Raw genomic sequence first — 22,670 nt, 5'->3', positions numbered from 1 at the left:
CGTTAGCTGGTAGGTTTCAATGCACAGATTAAGAGCATGATTCCACCACCAACGGCTACAGCCAAAGTGTTGAGCTAGTATTTCTTGTTGTTCAGTTGTCGGATACAGCCTAACTTTGACGGCTTGATGTTGCATTGTTTTTACTTTTTCTTACTACTATATACCATTTTCAGTAAATAAGCTCAGGATAGTTTGTAAATTTTATCGGGATTGACCAATAAAATTTACTTGGGGGTGATCCCAAGTATCAAGGGCGCTCACCCTGAGCGGAGTCGAAGGGTAGAGCGTGGGACTTATCGCCTCCCCCAAACCCCCACCATCAGTTAACACTCTCACTTGAGGTGTTTCCACCTGCCATGTCCCTGATTTTACCTGTTGAACCGCCTGGGAATTAAAAAGTTCTGTCAGCATGAGGCTAATTTCTTCGAGTGTCATCCTATTTTTTTGATGAAAGTTCTGAAAAAAAATCCCCCGACAGTTGTCAGGGGACACTTCTAGAAGTATGAAAGATTCGGGATGAAGTGTGAAGTGATAAATTTGATGATCGTTCTTGGTGATCTGTTGTCCTTCACACTTTAATCGTTAGAGCCATTCGGGAACCATTTCTTCTTTGGTGTTGGTGTTGCGTGAGGGCGTCTCGCGGGTAAATTTCATCTGAATCGAGCGAGTTTGTTCGCCATCGGCTGCCACTGCCATGATGGGATAGTCGATTAAACCATCTTGGAAGGACATCTGGAAGCGGAAGGTTCCGTCTGGATTCAGTTTAATCGGACGCCCGCCAATGGTTACGGTGGCATCGGGTTCGGTTGCGCCGTAGACAATCAATTCAGCATCGGCAACCAACCAGAACTGACGAGGACGAATGGGTGGCATAGAAGCAGACATCCCCATCCCGACTCCGGACATGCCAACACCGGACATGGTTAAGCCAGACATGGTGGGTACAGCCCACATCCCTACCCCAGAGGGGAAGATGTAGGAACTGACGGATTGAGAGGGAGCCATCGATCCGGGAACATGCTGCATTGAACCGTACATAGAACCCGCGACGCGCTGAGCTTCGGCAGATTTTGCCATGCCAAAGATTTCGTCGTAGATGGGGTTCTCGGTATGCGCGGCTTCTGCGGTAACAGGTTGGCGCTTGCTGGGAGGAACCAACTCGTATACCGTCTTGCCTTGGAGTTCTTCCTCCCAGTTAACGGTGATGAATTGGTCTTCAATCCAGTCACTGGGATAAACGGGGGGAACACGGACAGGTGTAGAACGAGCTAGGATTAACCAACGACCATCGGCACAACGATAACCGATATCTACTGTATAGTCGCGATCGCTAACGGGTAGCGGTAAGTACCATTCCCGTGCTAGTTCGTCACAGGGATATTCCTGAATGCTATGGGCGCTTTGGTATTCCAGGTTAATATCGGTGACATCATAAATCCGCAGCGCTAATTGTTGTCCTCCCTGACGCCGCAGATCTTCCTTGTGTTCGTTCGGAATATCCCAGTAGGTATATGCCCATTGAGGATCGCGGGGCATGAGGACAATCCGACTTTCACCATAACCTGCGGGTAAATCAGGTAATCCTTCGTCTACAGATGCTAGATCACCACCGGTGCGATCGTCTTGACCAAGTTCAAATTTAGATGCTTCCACTTCTGGTTGTGCCTCCACTGTGCTAGTTGGACTGAGCGAGATTTTGGTATGTTGGACTTTTTGAATTTCTGCCAGTAACTGCGCTTTACGCATCCGGCTATACCGTGAGATGCCGTACTCACTCGCAACTCTACGCAGTTGCCGTAAGGTCATCTCTTCTAAAGGTGGGCGTTCTTTTGCCATGAATATGTTCTCCAATTGTTAGGTCGGTAGGTTGTATCTCTCCTGGTGAATCAAAAAATGGGGATCATAATTTAACAACATCGCATCTGATATTTGATAAAGGTTGATGATTCCTACCGCCTTGGAGTAAGTCAATCTCGGTGACGTATTGCATTCGTCTTTCGTTTGGGCAGGTACAAACTCACGCACGACTTACTCTTGAGGCTGACGTTGGGATTACTCCCGATAACACTTAGATTTCTCCAGTAAGGATCACAGAAATACTGATTTGAGTATTTCTTTGGGATCGCTTTATTTATCTATGTACCAGAAAAGCCTTAGGTAAGGTCAAGGGGATCAAGACGCCAATTTTCAAGAATTGACGAATTTTCAAGCTTACCGGGGATCGCAATGTCATGATTTTATGACATTTATAGGAAAAGGGGATCGCTCAGTGGTGACGGGGAGGAGGGGAAGCAGAGGGAGCGGGGGGAGCAGAGGGAGCTGGGGAAGATGGGGGAGCAGAGGGAGCGGTGGGAGCGGTGGGAGCTGGGGGAGCTGGGGAAGATGGGGAAGATCAGAGAGATAGAGGAGTCATGTTCCAGGCGTGATTACAGAAGCATCTGTCTGTAGGGGCGGGTTTAGGGACTAATATTGATTGTTATCCCTAGCTTGGCAGCAAAACCCGCCCCGACCAAATGACAAATGACAAATGACAAATGACGAATGACGAATGACAAATGACGAATAACCTAGAAATTAAAAAACCCCTCATCAGAGAAATCCTGCTGTTCCAGCCAATCTTGACCTAACTGAATGGTCACATCGGAGGCTAGAGAACCCGTACTCTCGACGCGCACCTCACCAAATCCCAAATCAGCGCGGATAGCCGCAGCGCTGGCTTCGTCTCCTTGTTGAGCAATGATGCGTGTAACTTTTAAGGGTTCTGCCCAGGGTTCGCCGACATAATTATTTCGATAACCTGCTTCTCTTAGGGTACTGATTAGGGATTGAACAGCTTCTGGATTATCGGTACTATCTTGAATCGCCACCCGCAAATAAGCTGGGTCAATATCGGAGAGTTCGCTATAACCTTGATCGAAATGTTGAGCTACCATTTGCCGAATCTGGCGGTGGTTTGGTAACCAATAACTAACTTCATTTTCTCCAGTTCCGTTAAACCGACCTGGAACCATTAACATTTGTACATCAGACCGTTTGCTATCGACAGCAAATCCGATTAGAGCCACCAATTCTTCAACGCTTAAGTTGGTGTCAATGTGAGACTGAATAACCGATAAAATTTTAGGCAGTCGGGCTAACGTTGTAGGATTGAGGGCTTGCTCAATTAATGCCCGCATCAGTATTTGCTGGCGCTGTACTCGACCCACATCCCCATATTTGTCATAGCGAAAGCGCAAAAATTGCATTGCCTGCTCGCCATTCAGATGCTGTTTGCCTTGTTTCAGGTTGATATAGAGATGTTGAGAATCATCTTGATATTTCATGTCCTTGGGAACATACACAGTGACGCCACCCAAGGCATCCACAAGCTTTTCCACACCTTGTACATTCACTCGGACATAACGGTCAATCCCTACACCGTCGAGGAGTTCACTGGCTGCCTTTGCCGTTAATGCTGGTCCACCATGGTAGTTAGCCGCGTTGATTTTAGTAACACCATACCCTTCAACGTAGGTTTGGGTATCGCGGGGAATGGAGAGAACATTTAATTTTTGGTTATTGGGGTCAAACCGAACCAACAGCATGGTGTCGGAATGCCCATCAAAGGAATTGACCAGTGCATGGTAACCTAAGTCCTCCTCTGTGGGTTCATCTAAGTCGGAGGTAAGAACCTTCGTCCCCAATATCAAAATATTGACAGGTCGCGTCAATTCGGGCAGTCGCATACTATTGCGGGTCATACTACCCTTTTCACTAAAGATGGCTGCCTCATCAGCACTCAGTTGGCTTTGCAGTAAAGGCATACTCGATAGCGAAACAGCAAGCATTGCCCCGGCTGTCGCGGATAACATGGCGACGCCAGTAAAGCCTAACCAAAGCCAAAGCCAATGTCCTCGTTTAGCTTTAGCCGATTTCTTTTTCGGCGGTTGACTCCTCTTTTTCTGTCCTGGGCGGGGTTTTTCGTAGGTTTTTCGAGCTGGCACTTGGTTTCCTCACACACACATAAGCGATCAGGATGGGTTTGGGCAGATGATACACGCCGATGCCCTCATTGCTTACCCTGAGTCTGGTTTAGAGCGTTTGACACAAACACTCATATCAGGTTTTCTCACCGTTTGGGGCAAAACCAGGCAAATACGGCAAAAGATGAGAACAGTTGATCAACTTCAGGCAAAAAGCCCGTCACCATTTTCCTATAACCGGACAACCCAAACGCTGAAATCGTTTACTCGGACAGATGCTTTCGCACTTTCCCTTCCGCAACCTGGCTAATTCCAGGGAGGCGGGGTAACTTCCCTTGCCACAAGCGCACCATGAGCCAAACACTGACTAAAAAATACCCAGAGGTGAGCATGGTATTCATAAATAACAGGCGGAAGCTCCAGAACTCGGTGAGCTGCGCCCCTGACAATAATAAAATGTAGCTTACTAGCCAAGCGAAAGCCAAGGTTACGGACAAACGACTCGCCGCTTGCTGTTCTCGTGTTCCTTGGCGACGGTAGAGTGTCCACAGTGCCGGAAAAAAGCCGATCACGGGTAGCAGGTAGGCAAATAGCTGTAAACGTTGGAGGTTTTGATTGTCCAATGGGTCAAGTTGATTCATTGGTGCTAAAAAAAGGAATAATATCACAACCGCATACCAGGTGGCACAAAAACTGATGGGTATTCAAGTCAATTTCATTGTCAAAGTCTTAATTCTCTCCCTTGGCATTTCCCTGCTGATTAAGTACGCCAGTCCTAGTTTACCCCCTATTCCGGCAACGTCCGGGAATGCCCTGATTGCTGTACTCACACCCGCTATAATTTTGGCGATCGCTCTTTTGTGGCGCTTCTGGCAATTTCAAAATCATCCGGTTGAGTAGTAAGCTGTTCGGCATTTAAACCTTAATATCAATAACGGCGAAAGCCTTGTAGTGCTAGTGCGAGCATCTTGCTCGCTACTAATACCCAATTTAAATGCATGACAGCTTAGTCAATACTCAGTCAGGGCGGGTTTTGCACAAACGTTATCATCAATAAGCAAACGAAAGTCCCTAAACCCGCCCCTACAAATTTAAAACAAATGGCACTGAAAATATAGATTTTGGGATCACCGAAACCCTGGATATATCGTAGGACATCAGTCAAGAAACCGGGTTTCTTTGGGTGAAAGGTTAATATTGTTGTCATCCTCACGAGAAACCCGGTTTCTAGGAATACTTGACCATGGCGCGTCTCTACACCCTTACCAAGGACTTCCTACTAACGTAAACGCGCTCCAAAAATAAGGATGAGTCAACGCCTTGTCGTCAATTCCAGCTAATTCTTCCGGTAAATCAATCGTGCTATTGGGAGTAATCAATTGCCCATTTTCAATTCTCACCTGACCCTGAATCATCGCTAATTGGGTCTCTCGCAGCGCTTCGGCTTTAATTGGGACTTGCTTTAAGTTTTGATAAAACGTAGTCATTAATCCCAATGTTCCCTCATCACTGACATACCAGAGACTTCCTAACGCTGATTTCACCCCCGCTTGTACCGCTAATCCGGTAAATCCTAACTCAGCTTCTTGATTTCCTAAGGCGGTTCGACAAGCACTTAATACCATTAGTTCTACGGGTGGATTATGTAGTCCAAGTTGGCGAATTTGATCCAGGGATAGTCTCGTATTCCAAAACTGGATGTAGGAATTTTCTGGTTTACCTGGTCTAAATTCACCATGAGTTGCCAAGTGGACAATACCAAAGGGTTGAGACGCCCGTGCTGCTTTTAGATTGGCGGGAGTAAACGTAGAATTAAGGAACGATTCACCTTGCCATAGTTTATCTGCGATCGCGGATAATTCTACAGGCACAGCAGGTAAGGGATTTTGCTCCGTAAATTCCGACGCCCCCATTGCTAAAACCTGTAAATCCCTCACATCCACATAACGAGTATCCGTTAACGACAAACTAGGCATAAAACCGATACTGTAACGTTCGACAATAAAGCCATTCCCATCATGGAGCGCCGCTACAGGTAAGGAACGCAAACCCTGATCCATAACAAAAGCTAGATTATTAATTTCCCTCTTTTCTAACTCCTCCTCCAACGGAGCAATTAACCACTGATATAATTGTTGAGCGCTAGGAAGATACGGACGAGGAATGCGAGTATCCGTAACCGCACGGCGGAAAGTTTGTAGCGTTTCCATCACCCTTTTCCGACTTGCCCCCGGAACAACAAATCGCATCGGTTCCCCTTCAGCCGTAACCAAAATCAACTCCAATTGATTCCCATCTTCCCACACCTCCTGAGCCAAAAACATCTCATCCCAACCACCAACCCCCTCTGCGAACCTCTGCGCTTCCCTCTGCGAACCTCTGCGTTTTCTCGTCTCAACTTCCACTCTCCCACCATCATCTCCAACACCATTTCCTGGCACAAACACCGCATAAATCAGAGCCGGTTTCACCCCAGTCGCCTGTTCAATCCTTTGTAAAGTCCTTTGAGCTTGTGCCAGCGTAATAATTGGCGTCTCACTTAACCCCCAATACTCTTCATATTCATTCGTGAAGGCTGTTTCAGTTTCCGCGATTGGATTAAACACTGGAGAAGTATCAATCACCACTTCTTCCGTGATATCCTCAGATTCATCTATCTCAGATTGTTCAGTGTCTAAACAGTCAGGAGGGCAGGAACCTGTGATAAATTTATCGGTAATAATCCGAATATTACCTTCAGTTTGATTATCAGGAAACGATTGGAAAGGTTGAAGGTTAGACTCGCCACTCGCAATCGAACCAGCTGTACCGTTAATGGAGGCATCACCCACATTAAAAGGAATCAAACCTTGACCGCCATGTTGGATAGTAATCGCACCGCCGCCGTTACCTCCGACTGTGGAGATACTGACATTTCTACCATTTTGGTCAATAAATGTGTCAGTTATTTGGATGAACCCGCTAGCGTTAATATCAATATTTCCGCCTGTACCGTTAATTCCGGCTTGGGTGTTAATTGAGGTGACTTGAATATTATTTTCAGCATTAAGTTTAATGGAACCGCCATCACCTGAACTTGAACTTGTGTCTAGGGATTGACTGGTGATATCTTGACTGGCTGTTAGGTCAATACTGTTAGCAGTTATTGTATCATTGGCTATGATATTGGCGGCATTATTAACCGTTAATCCACCGAGGTTTCTTGAGGTAGCCGTACCTGTTCCCGTGGTGTATTGAGCGGCTACTTCATCAGGGGATAAGGCAGAATCGTAAATGGCTACTTCGTCAATACTGCCCCGGAAAAAATTATCAACTGGTGGGTTTGACCCTCTACGTGCTAGAAAAAGTGGAGAATTATTTTGTGTCGGGCTATTTGTAATATCAATGTCTGTATCTTGTAAAATCCCATCAACGTATAAAGAGATTGACGAACCCTCTTTGATAAAAGCAACATGATGAAACTCCCCATCATTTAAAGATACGGTTGAGGTAACGCCAGAAACATTCGTGTTATCAAATCGCAATGCAACAATTTTACCTGGGTTCGGATGAGTTTGGTTGTAATACCGAATTACATAAGGGTATGGCTCGGCTCCACTCCATTTTTCAATGACATCACTATCACCGAATTCCGTATCCAATTGTTCAGGCGCTACTTTAATCCAAGCCGTTATTGTAAAATCTTCATTCGTGCCAAAATCAATAAAATCTGAATCGGGAATTTCTACATACCCTGTCGTACCATCGAAGAATGGTGCTGGATTAGCATCATCCACTAACGCCCCCTCTTGATTGCGATTTACCCCACCAAAATAAGTGCCATCTATATTGTTTCCAGATGAGTCAAAAGCCGTCTCCCCCTCTTCATCCAGACGCCAATATCCTACCGGATCATCTAACAGTACCGCCACATTATAAGGTAACGCTCCACCGACAGCACCATTAAACGTAATATTCCCGGTTCCAGCTTCTAACGTCAGCGTATCTGTACCGGGATTAAACGCATGAAGACTGCTATTAAAGGTAATATCACCGCCAACTGTAGAACCTGTGCTGAGTGTCTGACTACTGCGAAGAATTACAGGTGCTTCAAAGGTGAGATTTCCGCCATTCAAGCCAATTGAGGCATCTAAATTAATGAACGCCGCCTCAAAGGTTAAATTGTTGCTACTGCTGGAATTAATATCACTGATAATATCAATATTTTTGCTAGCAGCAATTAATACATCCCCTGAGTTTAATGCGGTTAACAGTGAATTAGCAGAAATCAGGAAACTTCCGCTACCGTCTCCCGACAAGATTTGATTATCGTTGAGTGCTGTATCATTGGTTCCACTTGTGCCAATAATCACGCTAGTGGGATCTAATAATAATTGTCCCGCTTCACCTGCAATAGCATTTACATCCACAACACCATCAAAAGCTAACTTTTCCTGACTGGATATCTCGACAAAACCGCCGTTACCAGAATTGAGTCCGCCACGAGTGCTAATGTTGCCATAAAATACAGTTTGCTCATCTGCCCAGATAATTACAGTTCCGCCATCACCTGCGGTTAAAGCATCAGCCTGAATCGTAGAATTTTCATTAACTAATGTGACATCAGCATTAGGGATTATTCCTGCACCTTGATAGTCGCCACCAATGCGAACAGTACCGCCGCCATTTGTACCGGATGCGTCAATATTGGCAGAAATTAATCCTACAGTTTTACCAATAACATTTATCTCGCCGCCAGTTGCAGATGAAGGCGCATGTAGGGGCGCATAGACGTGCGCCCCCTCATAGACGTGCGCCCCCATGGGTGTTCCAGAATTTCCGAGCTGGGAAACATCAATAGTGCCAGAGATAATAGTAACATCTGGCTGATTAGGGAGAATTAAGTCAGAATCAGTTAACTTCACCGTTTCGGCTGAATCCACCTCAACGCCTGTCTCCAGGTTTTCCTCTGTTCCCGTCAACAATTCAGCTAAATCTAATGGTGTAAAGGGAATAACTTCTCCCGAACTATTCACCAATGGTTCAACCTCCAAAGACAGCAATTGTCCGGGTTGAGAAATCTTGACCCGATGAGAACCGGGAACGGCTGAAATCGTAATTCTTCCTCCCGGTGCTGTCAGTTCCCCGGTATTAATCACCGTACCACCGAGTAAAGTTAAACTCTGACCTGGGGAAACGGCTAAATTTCCTGAATTAACAATACTTCCGGGCTGAGACACATCAAAGATAAACTGTTGCGGATTCCCGACGAATTGCTGATACTCATTTGTGCCAAAAGCATTGAACCAACCATTCTCGCCAAACCCAATCCCTGTAGCTGTTGTCGCGATAAAATCCGCCGGAACATTTAACTGAGCATTTTGCCCAAACACGATTCCCGCCGGATTCATTAAATATAAATTGGCATTTCCCCCTGTCACCTGAATCAAACCATTAATCAGCGAGGGATTTGTCCCCATCACTCGTCCGAAAATATTGTTGAGGTTCGGATTTGCCAAAAAGTTAGCGATTTTACCTGCATCTAAACCAAACTCCTGGAAACTGTGGAAAAGATTGGCTTCGTCGCTTGACAAACTGCCACCGTTAATAGTATATGTATTTCCCTGTTGGTCAATAATCGTACCCGTTCCATCAGATGCTGGGATAATTGATTGTGCCAGTGTTTCTGAACCAACAAGACTCCCCACTATGGGCAGAAAAATAGCTGGAGTAACAGACAGCAAGCTCAAGTACCATGGAGCAGATTTCATGAGATACACCGAGACCTATTCAGTTGAATTTTACTCCCCGCTGGCAAGGGTTGAATCAACAAGCAATAAAACGCTAAAAAACGAGAAGATACTTGAGATTTTGTTATTTAGCGATACCTGTCCATTTGTCTCAACTTAAGCTACAACCCCCTCGCCCCCAACTGACAGGTGTAGGTTTTTTATTTTATGGTTGGGACAAGACAAGGAGGACAAGGAAGGAAAGAAGACAAGGGAGAAAAACCGTACAGAATTCGGTTCGGTCAAACTAACTTCTAAAAGCCGAAACGCCCTATTTTTCGTTCTCACTCTTCCTTGTCTACGGTCGCTGAGCGAAGTCGAAGTGGGTCGCTGAGCGAAGTCGAAGTGATGGTCTACCTGTCTTCCAAGTCTAGCCTAAACCCCCATCTTAAAAAACCTACCCTTGTGAGCTGCGAGGGGGGAGGGGCTTTTTGTGGCAATATTCTCTGACTAGGGGTTGACTTTATACCTAAGTATAAGCTTTATGATTAAGGCACTGGATTCTGAATGAGCTGGGGCAATATGCTTCAAGTTGGTGAAGTGGCGCGTAAGTTGGGACTTAATCCCCAAACCCTTTACTTTTATGAACGGATTGGACTGATTCCGAGTCCGAAACGTACTGAGGCTGGATATCGCTTGTTTGATGACCAGGATATTGAACGGTTGTCCTTTATTAGTCGGGCGAAGGCGTTAGGTTTAAGCTTAGACGAAATTAAAGAATTACTAGCATTACAAGATGGAGATTCTCTGTCTTGTGGTGAAGTTTATCAGATGTTGCTGAGAAAAGTTCAGCAAATTGAAGATAATATCCAGCAATTGCAACGGCTACGAACAGAATTATTGCCTTTGCTCAATCGGTGTCAGGAAAATGCTCAACGGTTGGGGGAAGAACGCCAGTGTGTTGTCTTCAAGGATGTTAGTTTTAATGGGGAAGATAATTCTAATAAATTTGACCACGATGCAAACTATCATGAGGCTTTAATTATGGATACGCTTACGGTAGAAATTCTGGGAACGGGTTGTAAAAAATGCCATCAATTAGAAGAGAATGCGCGACGTGCGATCGCGTCTTTGGGTATTGAGGCTGAAATCCTGCATATTACTGACCCTGTGGAGATTGCTAAACGCCGGGTTATGTCTACTCCAGCTTTGGTTGTCAATGGCAAAGTGGTGAGTAAAGGAAAGGTAATTTCCCCAGAGCAAATTAAACCGTTGTTGCAGTCTTAAGTCATTTGTCATTTGTCATTTGTCATTTGTCATTCGTCATAAGTGGGTGGACACAATTAAAGTTAACGGTTGAGATTAGGGAACAGGGAACAGGGAACAGGGAACAGTAAGGGTTTGAGGGCGATTTACTTGCACTTAATACAGTACCGTTTTCTTTTGTCCGACTACTTATTTGCAAGACGATCACACTACTGTTATCTGTTGCTTATTGCCACCTAACACCTAAGCTGTCGTTCATTTAAATTGGGTATTAGTAGCGATAAATTGGGTATTAGTAGCGAGCAAGATGCAAAGCCTGCGGCATGGCTTCGCTTAACGCACTACATACAAGGATTTTGCCATTATTGACATTAAGGTTTAAGTGCCGAACAGCTTAACACCTAACTAAGGATAAGTTTATGGTTGATTTATTTTATCCCTTTGATTGGTTATCTAATCAAATTGTCACTAAACTTTTGGGTTTATCGTTGCATTCGTCTCTGGGGTCAGCGCTGCACTTCTTTTTCTACGATGTTCCTAAAGTGCTGACTCTATTAATTGTGATTAGTTTTATAGTGGGAACGGTGCAAACGTTTCTCGATCCGCAAAAGATTCGCTACTGGATTAGTGGCAAGCGGACGATTTTTGGCAATGGTTTAGCGGCAACGGTTGGCATTGTCACGCCGTTTTGTTCCTGTTCCGCCGTGCCGTTATTTATTGGGTTTTTAGAGGCGGGTGTGCCATTGGGGGTCACGTTTTCCTATCTGATTGCTGCGCCAATGGTGAATGAAGTCGCGGTTATTTTATTATGGGGATTGTTTGGGCTAAAGGCAACGGTGATCTATATTGCCTTTGGGGTGGGATTAGCGATCGCGGCGGGTTATATTATTGGGATGCTACACCTGGAAAAGTGGGTGGAACCCTTTGTCTGGGCGTTGCAGAAGTCTCGCCAAGGGTCAGAGTCTGATCCGGATCAGGGCGATGATATGGAACTGACTTGGAAAGAACGATGGGAACAGGGTTATTATTCGGCGAGTGAAATTGTTAAATCGGTTTGGCTTTATGTGGTAGGTGGGATTGCAATTGGGGCGGGAATTCACGGGTATGTTCCTGCCGATATTATTAGCCAGTGGGCGGGGGCGGGAAATCCGTTAGCGGTGCCGATCGCGGTGGTGATGGGAGTGCCGCTTTATGCTAATATTGCTGGGGTTTTACCGATTACTGAGGCGTTGGTGAATAAAGGGTTGCCTTTGGGGACGGTTCTATCGTTTACGATGGCGGTTACGGCGTTATCGTTGCCGGAAATGGTGATTCTTCGGAAGGTGTTGCAGCCTGAGTTATTGGCTGTCTTTATTGCGTTGATGACGATGGGAATTATTGGCGTTGGCTATCTTTTCAATGCTTTGTTGATCTGAATTGAGGCGATAGGGAATTGTTCACTTGATTGATGTATGAGGTTAAGGGTATTTGTAGGGGTACGGCATTGCCAATCCGTGTCAAATTAAGCTAGAAACCCCTCACCCCTAGCCCCTCTCCCACCCTGGGGAGAGGGGAGCAAGAAGCAAAAGGAATTCCAGGGTTCGTTCCGTTCGACACTTACACCCGCCGCCAAGTTTCAATCCCTGGTAGGGATTAATAAGGAATTCCAGCTTGCATCAATAGCCTATTGTAATCAGCTTTGAAGTTTCAATCCCTGGTAGGGATTCAGGGGAATTCCAAGCTAAAATCCCAAGTACCCGGAGGACACCCAATAGTTTCAATCCCTGATAGGGATTTAGGGGAATTCCAAGCCCTTTACGCTCATAGACACAACAGGAAAGTTGTTGTTTCAATCCCTGATAGGGATTTAGGGGAATTCCAAGCCCCGCTACTAGATGATGATGATTTGAGTTGGCAGGTTTCAATCCCTGATAGGGATTTAGGGGAATTCCAAGTTCGGGGGTTCAAACCCTATGGAATTTCAATTGGGTTTCAATCCCTGATAGGGATTTAGGGGAATTCCAAGTGCAGCCTCTCAGAACCTATACTGTATTTGGTTTTCAAGGTACGATCGCGACAACCTGGTATAACTATAGCATTTCAGCCATCGCCTTTGACAAGACCCCTTAAACAAATTAGACTCAAATCCTCTCTCCATAAGCTTTTCAGCCATTGCGACAACCTCCTTGCCAGCAAAAGAGGCGGCAAACCCTGACAGGATGAGGGATACAGCCTCAATTTTGGACTCGCCTGAAAAAACACCTACAGGTTGTCGCATCTAACCGAGAAATTGGCATGATTGGGCAGAAGTTCACTGGCGAGGTATCCTACTGTGAGTGCGATCGCGCTCTTTCTTATTCACCGACACCAAGCAACGATCAACTTAGTTGTGGCAATTATCCCCAGACTCATAGGATTAGGCTTAATTTTAGTCTACTGCTTTTGGACAAATCCAGCCCAAGCCGGACAATTAGCCGATCGCATGGCGCAGTTTCCCGATTGGCAAGGTAAACCCCCAGTAACGGCGGCGACGGGGGATTTGGTTTATCCCGATTGGATGGAGGGAACTTGGAATGTTACCAGCACCCTCGTCGAACAAGTTGCACCGTTAGCGCCAGAAATAGTCACGCCGGGATTTAAGAGTAATCGCCGCTATTTAAATCAACCAATCCAGTTTCAGGTACGGTTTGAACGGGTTGATCAGGTGCAATCCAAATCTCGCGATCGCATCATACCGCTTCCCCAGCAAACAGAATCAGCGATTGTGGCAGATCGAGAATTTAATGGCTTAAATATCGCCCAAGCCTATCTCGGTAATGACGCCATTCGTTCAGTTAAGCTTGATCCGGCGTCTGTGAATCGGCAGATCACCGAATTGCGATCGGGACGCCAAATTATCTCTATTGTTACAGGTCGAAACACAGAAACCCCCAGCCGCGATCGCTTTATTGCCACAGAGGTAATCAACCAATACTTTCGCGGTACAAACCAACCCTATTTAAATCAGGTGGAAACCACAACCGCTTATCATCAATTGCCATCACCAGATTCAGGAATTGAAGCATGGCAAATCACCGCGATTTACCTTTCCCCTCAAGATCCTGATTATTTTAAGGCGTTAGATCAACCCGTCGCCTTGTATCGGTATCGACTCCACTTAGAACCGCTCTAATCCTGAGGACTTGCTAAATAAATTAAAGTCCGACTACTTATAGCAGTAGACACATCGATTAGGACTTTCGGCACCATTGTAGAGACGCGCCATGGCGCGTCTCTACATAAATGATGTGTCCTAACCGCTATGGCGGTTGCTATATATAGATTAAGCTGATTCTCAGCAAAAAATCATTGCACTCATGTTGAATTGATCTAGGTCAGACTAAGTTGTTCGGTATTTAAACCTTAATATCAATAATTGCGGAATCCTTGTCCGTAGTGCGTTAAGCGAAGCCATGCCGCAGGCTTTGCATCTTGCTCGCTACATTGAGCATCTTGCTCGCTACATTGAGCATCTTGCTCGCTACTAATACCCAATTTAAATGCATGACAGCTTAAATGATTTATTATAGACTCAGCTAGCCGATATGGGTTTAGCTAGTCAGATGCTGAAGTCAATATACATTTCCAGGGATTTAACGTAGTGACACAGACAGCCACATTAGCGGTAACACCATTTCGCAAAAAACTGAGGACACCTTTAACTAAAAACAAAATTACGGTTCTGCAAATCAATCTGGGAAAACGCTGTAATCTCGCCTGTACCCATTGCCATGTGGAAGCGGGACCTAAACGCACGGAAGAACTGACCCCGGAAATTTGTGACCAACTTATCGAACTGATTCATCGCTTTCCGCAAATCCAAACCGTTGATTTAACCGGGGGTGCGCCGGAAATGAATTATGGGTTTAAACCCTTAGTTGAAGCAGCGCGGGCAACGGGAAAGGAAGTGATTGTGCGGTCAAATTTGACAATTTTCTTTGAACCGGGATTCCAGGATTTGCCAGACTACTTTGCCCAACATCAGGTGAGAGTTGTTGCCTCGCTTCCCTGCTATTTAGAGGATAATGTGGATAAAATGCGGGGGAAAGGAGTGTACAATGATTCGATTCGGGCAATTCAACAGTTAAATCAATTGGGGTATGGAAAAAATCCACAGTTAATCCTGGATTTGGTTTATAACCCGGTGTTGCCTGTGAGTGAAGATTTTTCCTTAACGCCGAATCAGGTGAAGTTGGAACAGGATTATAAACGGTTCCTTAAGGAAAATTTTGATATTGAGTTTAACCAGTTGTTTACGATTACCAATTTGCCTATTGGCAGAACGAAGTTTTATCTGCAACGAATCAAGCTGTATACACCTTATCTGAAGTTTCTGGAAGATAATTTTAATCCGACGACGGTGGAACATTTGATGTGTCGGAATGAACTCTCGATTGATTATCGGGGAAATGTTTATGACTGTGATTTTAATCAGATGGAAGAGATTCCGGCTAAGTCTGGTACTGGGGAAACGTTAACCGTAGGTAAGTTATTAGCCGCAGGAAGCTTAGATATCATTGACGAAATTCGCACAGCTTCCTATTGTTACGGTTGCACCGCCGGGTGTGGTTCGAGTTGCGGTGGTGCTTTGACTTGAGGGAACAGGCATGAAAATACTTGAGCAGCTTCGTAGATATGATGAAGCTGGGGAAGCTGGGGAAGCTGGGGGAGCTGGGGAAGCTGGGGGAAATATTAGCTGTTCAGCTTGACAAATGACAAATGACAAATGACAAATGACCAATGACCAATGACCAATAACAACTCATAATTCATCATTTCTCATTTGTAACGCTAATTTGGCAGCCCCAACCATTCCCGCCTGATTACCTAGCGTAGCGGGAAGTAACTGTAAACCTGTACGAGAACTCGGTAACACTCGACGTTCAATTTCTGCCCAAGCCGCCGGGAAGAAAAATTTGGCACTTGCACTAACTCCACCGCCAATAATAATCGCTTCTGGAGTAAGGATATAAATTAAACTCGCTAATCCTGCACCTAAATCCCGTCCGTAATAGTGCCAGAATGCTAACGCCTTTGGATTGCCTTCATTTGCCAAAATCCCAAGTTCAGCAGGTTCTTTTCCGGTACGGCGACGAATTGCCCCAATGGACAGATATTGTTCCAGAGAACCTTGATTGCCACTATTACAAGGTGGACCCTCTGGATTTAACGTGATTAACCCCAACTCCCCGGCTGCGCCCTGATGACCAACAAAGAGTTTCCCATCTAGAATAACTGCACCGCCGACGCCAGTACCCAACGTCAGCATAATCAGATGGCGAAACTGACGTCCTGCACCTAACCAAGCTTCGCCTAAACCGGCGCAATTGGCATCATTGGCGATAATTGTGGGACAACCTGTTTTAGCTTCTAACCAATCCGCTAAGGGAATATCATGCCAATCGTTGAGGTTAATCGCCACTCTCGCAATCCGTCCGGTTGCATCAGCAGGTCCGGGAGTACCCACACCAATGGCAATTACGCTATGGTTAGTATCAAGTTGTGCGATCGCGTCAGCCATTACCTCAACCACGGCTTTTGGAGTTGAGGGTTGGGGCGTCGCCACTGTTACAGATTGGATGCAAGTGCCATTTTTCTGGAAAAGTCCCAGCTTAATCGCGGTTCCACCTAAGTCAATACCAATTACGTCATTTGTCATTTGTCAGGGAACGGGGAACAGGGAACACCTCGACTTCGCTCGGTGTGTCACAGGGAACAGGCTATATTAAACCATACTAATCAGCGATGTTGAATGAATTCCAAAAGGCTTGGAAGTCTTGTTCAGCGCGGCGGTAATTGGCTTCTTTTTGGTCTAAAGCAGCTTGAGTAATTTCGCCATCTTGGAATTGTTTTTGAGCGAGTTCAAATTCGAGTTTAGCAATCTGATACGCTTGTTTTTTAAGCGTGCCTTCTACAGAACCCACCCAGTTGGGAAAACCCAGATGCTGCGTTTCCCAGTCAGTATGACCAATTTCCGCCATTTTGCGATCGCCTAAAATCGGTTGGCTGGTTTCGGTTAACTGTTGGAAGCTGGACAGGGCGTTTCTAATTTGTTGAATGCGTTCTAGAGAGTTTGAGAGAGAAAAGCGTTCATTTAGGGTATCATCAATGGATTCATCGGGATGAATCGGAGAGAGGGATGGACTATCTTGAGATACATTGTCGGGTTTAGGCAGTTGGGCGACAGAACTTGTCCACCAAAACCCTGCACTAGCAAGAGGGATGAGTAGTAACCCGCCAATAGCGGCGAAACCTATAGACTTGGGTTGGATAAATTTCATACAAATTGGCTGATAGAATACCTAGCGTTCATAGCTATGTCTGAATTATTCGACGAGAGTGAGGCGATTTCCGGTTCCTGGAAAAGTTTTGATCCTTCGCGGCGCTAGTCAGGAACCTGATTTGTAGGGGCGGGTTTAGGAACTTTCTTGTCGCTATTGATGATAACGTTGGTGCAAAACCCTGATTTGTAGGGGCGGGTTTAGGAACTTTCTTGTCGCTATTGATGATAACGTTGGTGCAAAACCCTGATTTGTAGGGGCGGGTTTAGGGACTTTCTTGTCGCTATTGATGATAACGTTGGTGCAAAACCCGCCCTGACTAAGGTTTAGCGTAACTACCTCCATCTCCCCATCTCCGCCATCTCCCTCATCTCCCCTATCGCCCACGGGGATTAATAATCTCCGTTAACCCTTCTCCCAACAACGATAAACCAACCACCATCGATGTCATCGCTAAACCAGGAAATAACGCTGTCCACCAAATCCCTGTAGGTAAAGCATCCAGCGCTTGACGCAAATCATGTCCCCATTCTGGAGTGTCTTCTGGGAGTCCCAATCCCAAGAATCCCAGTCCACCTAAAATTAAAATAGCGTCAGCCGCGTTGAGAGTAAATAACACCGGGACGCTTTGAATTACATTAAGAAACAAATAACGGGAGAGAACCCGCCCAGGAGAAGCCCCCATCGCTTGCGCGGCTTCGATAAATAATTCAGTTTTGACGCTGGCGGTATGGTTACGGACAACGCGATAATATTGGGGAACATAAGAAATACTGAGTGCGATCGCGGCATTGAAGACACCCCGCCCAACTACAAAAGCTAAGGTAATCGATAACAACAATCCCGGCAAGGTATAGATCGTATCCATCAAAAATAGCAACACCCGATCTAATCTACCGCCGAGATATCCACTAACTAACCCCAAAGGAACACCAATAATTAAACTCAAGCTGGTTGCTAGAATCACCACCTTTAACGCCGCTTGAGTACCAAATAAGGTGCGGGAGAAAACATCATACCCTTGGCGTGTCGTACCGAACCAGTGTTCACCACCGGGAGGTTCGTGAATCGGGTTAATCAGGGATGCAGTGGGATCTTGCAGCCATCCCCATGCTTGAAAAGCTGGGGCGAAAATAGCGATGAGGATGAACACCAAAGTGATAATTACCCCCACCGCCATCAGTTTCATCGAAAGGCTGGCATATCGGCTAAAACGTAAAAGATGAGACAATCGCAGTCGCGTCAGGGTCATTGGTACGGTTTCCTCGCCAAGAAATCTAATAAAATTGTCTGGTGAGGTTGCCCTAGAGGACGTACCTGACCTGCTACTTCCGAATAAGCCTGACCTGCCTTTATATCTTCAGGCGTCAATAAACCCAGATCCCAACCTTCTTGTAATACCAATTGATTCAATTCCACCGTTAAAGGGGCGTGGAATATATGACGAATAACGTGGGCATCATTATAGCAATCAAACGCTGCCAATTGGGGGGGAGAATAGGAAATCTCTTCGAGTAATTCTCGCCGCATTCCCACCTCTGGCGTTTCTCCGGGTTCAAGATGACCACCAAAGAACCCCCAGCACCCTGGATAAAGAATACCTGGGATATCGTTCCTAAGCTGCATCAGGAACCGTCCCGAACGATAGAGAATCGCGATCGCGACTTCAATTGATTGACTCTTCATTCTTACCAATAACGAATGACATAAGACGAATGACAAAGGACATAAGACAAATCATTCAAGCTGTTCGGTTTCCTGAAGGTAGACTTCACCCATTTCCTGTCCACCGATGGGAATACTTTGAAATTGTACCTGTCCCCCAATTACAACCTGATCCCCCACATTGGGAAGTTCTTGATTCCTGACAACCCAAATTTTGCCTGTGGTGTCCTGAACCTGATAAGCCCCGGAGTTCAAAAAGGGGGCTTGACTTATAACTTGACCTTGAAGATAAACCACGTCTTGAGTATTCTGAGTAGATTGGATCTCACTAATCGCCGTAACATCTACGGTGTGGGCGCTACCCATACCATTCGGACTACCCAGCAGAGGGACATTGCTACAACTTACCAGTCCTCCCCCAAACAGCAAAGCACACATTGGCAGGAGATAAAACATAGTTGACCTTTGGCGAGTTGAAATTGACGAGCAAAGGCGTGAGCGATGGTCGTTTTGAGCAGACATTGCCATGACTGTTCCCCACGCTAAATGGTGTACATCCCGGTTATAGCTTAGATGCTTGAGAATTGAATACTGGGTGAGTGACACCACTGCCCGTAAAATAATCAAAGTCCTGATGATATCTCTCACCCTGCCTATGAAATCTGTTTACCCTCAGTTACTGGATGGCAAAGCCCTAGCTCAACGCATTCAAGATCAACTGAAAGCGGAAGTAGAACGACTCAAATCAACCTATGGACGCCCGCCTGGATTAGCGGTACTAATGGTGGGTGATCACCCAGCTAGCGCCGCCTACGTGCGGAATAAAGAACGTGCCTGTACCAAAGTTGGGATTGCCTCCTTTGGGCAACATTTTCCGGCTGATGTCTCTCAATCTGAAATCGAGCAAACCATTGACCGTCTCAACCAAGACCCAAACGTGGATGGTATTCTGTTACAACTCCCCGTACCTGCACACCTAAATGCGGTTTATTTACTCCATAAAATTGATCCGGATAAAGATGTCGATGGACTGCATCCCCTGAATCTAGGGCGTCTGCTGCGCGGTGAAAGGGGGTTGCAAAGTTGTACCCCAGCTGGAGTGATGCGTCTGTTGCGGGAGTACCGGATTGATTTGAAAGGGAAAAATGCAGTTGTGGTTGGGCGGAGTATTTTGGTCGGTAAGCCCATCGCACTCATGTTACTGGAAGCTGATGCTACTGTTACTATTGCTCATTCGCGCACGAAAAATTTGGCTGAACTGACTCGTCAGGCGGATATCTTGATTGCTGCTGTCGGACGTCCTAATCTAATTACGGCGGATCAAGTGAAACCGAATGCCATTGTGATTGATGTGGGTATAAATCGCGTCATTGATGCTCAAGGAAAATCCCGGTTGGTGGGTGATGTAGATTTTGATGCCGTTCGGGAGATGAGCCAATTTATCACTCCGGTTCCTGGTGGCGTTGGTCCGATGACGGTGACAATGTTATTGCAAAATACTGTTTTCAGTTATACCAGAACTCACTCATAACGCCCCCAGGCTCGTAGAATTGTTAAGACAGTAGAACAGACGATTTAAGGAATAATGGCATGGTAGCAACAGATGGGCGACCTGCCCCGAATGGGGAATCCCCAGCTTTTGATTTATCGACCTATCTAAAAGAGCGGAAAGCTCAAGTGGAGGCAGCTTTAGACCGTTCTTTACCCCTAGGTTATCCGGAAAAGATTTATGAGGCAATGCGCTATTCTCTCTTAGCGGGGGGGAAACGGTTGCGCCCGATTCTTTGTCTGGCAACCTGTGAACTGATGGGTGGCACGATGGAGATGGCAATGCCAACCGCCTGCGCCCTGGAAATGCTCCACACCATGTCGTTAATTCATGATGACCTTCCCGCCATGGATAACGACGACTACCGTCGGGGTAAACTCACCAATCATAAGGTCTACGGTGAGGATATGGCGATTCTCGCTGGCGATGGTTTGCTGGCGTATGCGTTTGAATATGTCGCCACTCAAACCCAGGGAGTTCCAGCAGAGCGGGTTTTGCAGGTGATTGCTCGTCTAGGTCGAACCGTGGGCGCGGCTGGATTGGTTGGGGGTCAGGTGGTTGATTTGGAGTCAGAGGGAAAATCTGATATTCAAGAGGAAACCCTCCATTACATTCACACCCATAAAACCGGAGCGTTGCTGGAAACCTGCGTCGTTTGTGGTGGAATTTTGGCAGGTGCAACCGATGCGGATATAGAACGTCTGTCTCGCTATGCTCAAAATATTGGTTTAGCGTTTCAAATTATCGATGATATCCTGGACATCACTGCGACTCAGGAGGAATTAGGAAAAACGGCGGGGAAAGACCTGCAAGCGCAGAAAGCTACCTATCCTAGCCTCTGGGGACTAGAGGCTTCTAAAGCTAAAGCTCAAGAGTTGATTGAAGAGGCTATTGCCCAACTGGAACCGTTTGGTGAGCGCTCTCAACCCTTAATTGCTCTGGCTAATTTCATTACCGCACGAACTTATTAGTTTTTTGTCGGGGAATAGGGAATAAGGAATAAGGGAACTCTTAACAGGGAATTCAAGAGCAACTCCTTGTAATTTGTGACTGCTTAAACATCCGTTGATCAACAACCAATTTGAACTAAAACACGATGCAGGATTTTGGCAATATCCTAAACAACCAGGTGCTACTGGTTGCACTGATTGCTTGTTTAGTGGCTCAACTCCTTAAGCTACTGGTCGAGTTAACGAAGGATCGAAAATTTAATCTCCGCACCTTGGTGACAACTGGCGGGATGCCTAGCGCTCATTCAGCCTTGGTTACCGCCTTGGCTGCGGGTGTGGGACAAACGATGGGATGGGCGTCTCCTGATTTTGCGATCGCGACGATTTTTGCTGTTATTGTTATGTACGATGCCGCAGGGGTTCGACAAGCCGCAGGTAAGCAAGCTCGTATCCTTAATCAAATTATTGATGAGTTATTTCAAGAAGGTAAAGAGTTTAATGAGGATCGTCTAAAGGAATTGCTGGGGCATACCCCCTTTCAAGTAATTGTGGGTTCAATCTTAGGGGTACTTATTTCTTGGTTAGCTGCCCCAGCTTATTGTTTTTAGAGTGGGGATTTGATTGAGAGCCTCCTTTAAGACACAGAGGCTAATGACGCAATTGGGTCAGGAATTGTATCTGATGGTGCTTGAAATTCTCCAGTTTTGACGAATTCTAAGCGTAGCTTTAACCAAGTGATAAAGTTGGGGTTGGTTGAAATAATAGCGGCAGCAGGTTGAGGACATTCCTGTTTAACTTGCGCCATTTCTGGAGATTCTAAAAATGCGGGTTGTTTGACCAGCCAAAAGTCAATCTCTTTTCCCTTATCTTGGTAGTCTTTGGTTCGTTCTCTGAGAACTTCTTCAAAGGGTTCTTCTTCAAGTAAGAAGCGTTGACTGGCGACTAGATAGTAATAGGTTTGCATGGTTTCAATTGGGTGATTGGTGAACAGGTGATTGGGATCGTTTTGAGTGTGTAGGGGCGGGTTTTATGACTATCATCTCTTTTTGATCCAGATGTAACTAAACCCGCCCCGATCAATTGAGAGAGTTTTGACCCTTCACTTCGCTAGTCGGGCATGGTTTTAACCTTAGTAAGGGCGGGTTTTGTTGTTCCGTTATCGGTGAGATAGGGCGGGTTTTGTTGTTCCGTTATCGGTGAGATAGGGCGGGTTTTGTTGTTCCGTTATCGGTGAGATAGGGCGGGTTTTGTTGTTCCGTTATCGGTGAGAT

20 protein-coding genes, 1 pseudogene and 1 CRISPR repeat array are annotated in these 22,670 nt (G+C 45.9%); of the genes and pseudogenes, 9 read left to right on the top strand and 12 right to left on the bottom strand.

The window, feature by feature from the left end; all coding sequences use genetic code 11:
* From RH949_RS21015 to RH949_RS20995, 5 genes are all read right to left on the bottom strand, one after another.
* The coding region (locus tag RH949_RS21015) for a helix-turn-helix domain-containing protein (protein ID WP_446355880.1) at positions 1-135 on the bottom strand (135 nt) is incomplete at its 3' end.
* A gap of 66 nt (positions 136-201) precedes the next feature.
* Entirely contained in the window at positions 202-435 is a 234-nt protein-coding gene (locus RH949_RS21010) for a hypothetical protein (protein WP_006100719.1), read from the bottom strand.
* Between the two features lie 147 nt (positions 436-582).
* Entirely contained in the window at positions 583-1,836 is a 1,254-nt protein-coding gene (locus tag RH949_RS21005) for a DUF4912 domain-containing protein (protein WP_006100584.1), read from the bottom strand.
* A 731-nt stretch (positions 1,837-2,567) separates the two neighbouring features.
* Positions 2,568-3,983, bottom strand: a complete 1,416-nt coding sequence (locus RH949_RS21000) for an LCP family protein (protein ID WP_446355877.1) — start codon at positions 3,981-3,983, stop codon at positions 2,568-2,570.
* Between the two features lie 242 nt (positions 3,984-4,225).
* Positions 4,226-4,603, bottom strand: a complete 378-nt coding sequence (locus RH949_RS20995) for a hypothetical protein (RefSeq protein WP_006100551.1) — start codon at positions 4,601-4,603, stop codon at positions 4,226-4,228.
* A 55-nt stretch (positions 4,604-4,658) separates the two neighbouring features.
* Between RH949_RS20995 and RH949_RS20990 the strand changes: the two genes are divergently transcribed.
* Positions 4,659-4,862 carry a hypothetical protein gene (locus RH949_RS20990; RefSeq protein ID WP_006100435.1) on the top strand — a complete coding sequence of 68 codons (204 nt, stop codon included), beginning with the start codon at positions 4,659-4,661 and terminating at the stop codon, positions 4,860-4,862.
* A 362-nt stretch (positions 4,863-5,224) separates the two neighbouring features.
* On the opposite strand, the gene RH949_RS20985 is transcribed toward RH949_RS20990, so the two are convergent.
* Positions 5,225-9,712 (bottom strand): CHAT domain-containing protein, encoded by a 4,488-nt coding sequence (locus RH949_RS20985; protein ID WP_446355875.1) that lies wholly within the window; start codon positions 9,710-9,712, stop codon positions 5,225-5,227.
* A gap of 525 nt (positions 9,713-10,237) precedes the next feature.
* Between RH949_RS20985 and RH949_RS20980 the strand changes: the two are divergent.
* The 5 genes and pseudogenes from RH949_RS20980 to arsS all read left to right on the top strand — a co-directional run.
* Positions 10,238-10,561 (top strand): annotated as a pseudogene (locus RH949_RS20980) (heavy metal-responsive transcriptional regulator); the annotation flags it as partial.
* Positions 10,562-10,714: 153 nt separating this feature from the next.
* Positions 10,715-10,957, top strand: coding sequence for a thioredoxin family protein (locus RH949_RS20975; RefSeq protein WP_446343488.1), 243 nt, complete (start codon positions 10,715-10,717; stop codon positions 10,955-10,957).
* A 398-nt stretch (positions 10,958-11,355) separates the two neighbouring features.
* Entirely contained in the window at positions 11,356-12,351 is a 996-nt protein-coding gene (locus RH949_RS20970; protein ID WP_446355873.1) for a permease, read from the top strand.
* 268 nt (positions 12,352-12,619) lie between these two features.
* Positions 12,620-12,941: direct repeats of the CRISPR family, unit length 37 nt; unit sequence GTTTCAATCCCTGATAGGGATTTAGGGGAATTCCAAG.
* A 273-nt stretch (positions 12,942-13,214) separates the two neighbouring features.
* Positions 13,215-14,087, top strand: a complete 873-nt coding sequence (locus RH949_RS20965) for a DUF6816 family protein (RefSeq protein WP_446355871.1) — start codon at positions 13,215-13,217, stop codon at positions 14,085-14,087.
* Positions 14,088-14,555: 468 nt separating this feature from the next.
* Positions 14,556-15,551: an arsenosugar biosynthesis radical SAM (seleno)protein ArsS gene (arsS, locus tag RH949_RS20960; protein ID WP_446355869.1), complete on the top strand. Its 996-nt coding sequence runs from the start codon at positions 14,556-14,558 to the stop codon at positions 15,549-15,551.
* A 165-nt stretch (positions 15,552-15,716) separates the two neighbouring features.
* On the opposite strand, the gene RH949_RS20955 is transcribed toward arsS, so the two are convergent.
* The 5 genes from RH949_RS20955 to RH949_RS20935 all read right to left on the bottom strand — a co-directional run bounded on the left by RH949_RS20955 (position 15,717) and on the right by RH949_RS20935 (position 19,356).
* A complete protein-coding gene (locus RH949_RS20955) occupies positions 15,717-16,613 on the bottom strand; it encodes an ROK family protein (RefSeq protein WP_006097880.1) in 897 nt (298 codons plus the stop codon).
* A 76-nt stretch (positions 16,614-16,689) separates the two neighbouring features.
* Positions 16,690-17,235: a hypothetical protein gene (locus tag RH949_RS20950; RefSeq protein WP_006098053.1), complete on the bottom strand. Its 546-nt coding sequence runs from the start codon at positions 17,233-17,235 to the stop codon at positions 16,690-16,692.
* A 376-nt stretch (positions 17,236-17,611) separates the two neighbouring features.
* The gene (locus RH949_RS20945) at positions 17,612-18,487 is read right to left on the bottom strand and encodes an ABC transporter permease (RefSeq protein WP_006097946.1); all 876 of its coding nucleotides are present in this window, start codon (positions 18,485-18,487) and stop codon (positions 17,612-17,614) included.
* Entirely contained in the window at positions 18,484-18,921 is a 438-nt protein-coding gene (locus RH949_RS20940; protein ID WP_006097919.1) for an NUDIX hydrolase, read from the bottom strand. The genes RH949_RS20945 and RH949_RS20940 overlap by 4 nt, the downstream gene beginning before the upstream one ends.
* 51 nt (positions 18,922-18,972) lie before the next feature.
* Positions 18,973-19,356, bottom strand: coding sequence for a hypothetical protein (locus RH949_RS20935; protein WP_006097912.1), 384 nt, complete (start codon positions 19,354-19,356; stop codon positions 18,973-18,975).
* 199 nt (positions 19,357-19,555) lie between these two features.
* On the opposite strand from RH949_RS20935, the gene folD reads away from it, so the two are divergent.
* From folD to RH949_RS20920, 3 genes are all read left to right on the top strand, one after another.
* Positions 19,556-20,431: a bifunctional methylenetetrahydrofolate dehydrogenase/methenyltetrahydrofolate cyclohydrolase FolD gene (gene folD / locus RH949_RS20930; RefSeq protein WP_044204093.1), complete on the top strand. Its 876-nt coding sequence runs from the start codon at positions 19,556-19,558 to the stop codon at positions 20,429-20,431.
* A 59-nt stretch (positions 20,432-20,490) separates the two neighbouring features.
* Positions 20,491-21,420, top strand: coding sequence for a geranylgeranyl diphosphate synthase CrtE (gene crtE / locus RH949_RS20925; RefSeq protein ID WP_006097808.1), 930 nt, complete (start codon positions 20,491-20,493; stop codon positions 21,418-21,420).
* A 125-nt stretch (positions 21,421-21,545) separates the two neighbouring features.
* Positions 21,546-22,007, top strand: coding sequence for a divergent PAP2 family protein (locus tag RH949_RS20920; RefSeq protein ID WP_006097891.1), 462 nt, complete (start codon positions 21,546-21,548; stop codon positions 22,005-22,007).
* Between the two features lie 26 nt (positions 22,008-22,033).
* Here the strand turns inward: RH949_RS20920 and RH949_RS20915 are convergent, their stop codons facing one another.
* Positions 22,034-22,363 (bottom strand): MgPME-cyclase complex family protein, encoded by a 330-nt coding sequence (locus RH949_RS20915; RefSeq protein ID WP_446355863.1) that lies wholly within the window; start codon positions 22,361-22,363, stop codon positions 22,034-22,036.
* Positions 22,364-22,670: the final 307 nt, after the last annotated feature.

The sequence above is a fragment of the Coleofasciculus sp. A1-SPW-01 genome, assembly GCF_040217205.1.
In the GTDB taxonomy this organism is placed as follows: Bacteria; Cyanobacteriota; Cyanobacteriia; order Cyanobacteriales; family Coleofasciculaceae; genus Coleofasciculus; species Coleofasciculus chthonoplastes_A.
This window is presented reverse-complemented; position numbering and strand designations above follow the sequence as displayed.